Genomic DNA, 1,057 nt, shown 5'->3' with positions numbered 1-1,057 from the left:
GATCAGTAGCGGTAGTGGTCGGGCTTGTACGGGCCTTCGACCTTGACGCCGATGTAGGCGGCCTGCTCCGGGCGCAGGGTGGTGAGCTTGACGCCCAGTGCGTCGAGGTGGAGCCGGGCGACCTTCTCGTCGAGGTGCTTGGGCAGCACGTAGACGTCGGTCGGGTACTCCTCGGGCTTGGTGAACAGCTCGATCTGCGCCAGCGTCTGGTCCGCGAAGGAGTTCGACATCACGAACGACGGGTGACCGGTCGCGTTGCCCAGGTTGAGGAGCCGGCCCTCGGACAGCACGATCAGGACCTTGCCGTCGGGGAACTTCCAGGTGTGGACCTGCGGCTTGACCTCGTCCTTGACGATGCCCTCGATCTTCGCCAGACCGGCCATGTCGATCTCGTTGTCGAAGTGACCGATGTTGCCCACGATCGCCTGGTGCTTCATCTTGACCATATCCGAGGCCATGATGATGTCCTTGTTGCCGGTCGTGGTGATGAAGATGTCCGCGATCTCCACCACGTCGTCCAACGTCGCGACCTGGTAGCCGTCCATCGCCGCCTGCAACGCGCAGATCGGGTCGATCTCCGTGACGATCACCCGCGCGCCCTGACCGCGCAGCGACTCCGCACAACCCTTGCCGACATCGCCGTACCCGCACACCACGGCGACCTTGCCGCCGATCAGGACGTCCGTGGCGCGGTTGATGCCGTCGATCAGCGAGTGCCGGCAACCGTACTTGTTGTCGAACTTCGACTTCGTCACCGCGTCGTTCACGTTGATCGCCGGGAACAGGAGGGTGCCCTCGGCCATCATCTCGTAGAGGCGGTGCACACCGGTGGTGGTCTCCTCCGTCACACCGCGGATCTCCGACGCGAGCTGCGTCCACTTCTGCGGGGACTCGCCGAGGGTGCGGTTGAGCAGGGTCAGGATGTGGGCGTACTCCTCGGAGTCGGCCGTGGCCGGGTCCGGGGCCGCGCCCGCCTTCTCGAACTCGACGCCCTTGTGCACGAGCAGGGTGGCGTCACCACCGTCGTCCAGGATCATGTTCGGGCCGCCGGTGGGAG

Annotated in this window: 1 protein-coding gene; it reads right to left on the bottom strand. The window is 65.4% G+C overall.

Annotated elements, in window-relative coordinates; all coding sequences use genetic code 11:
- Positions 1-2: 2 nt before the first annotated feature.
- A partial coding sequence (locus ACFVXJ_RS31280; protein ID WP_389666844.1) for an adenosylhomocysteinase occupies positions 3-1,057 on the bottom strand: 1,055 nt, incomplete at its 5' end.

This window comes from Streptomyces sp. NPDC058279 (assembly GCF_042881255.1).
Taxonomy (GTDB): Bacteria; Actinomycetota; Actinomycetes; order Streptomycetales; family Streptomycetaceae; genus Streptomyces.
This window is presented reverse-complemented; position numbering and strand designations above follow the sequence as displayed.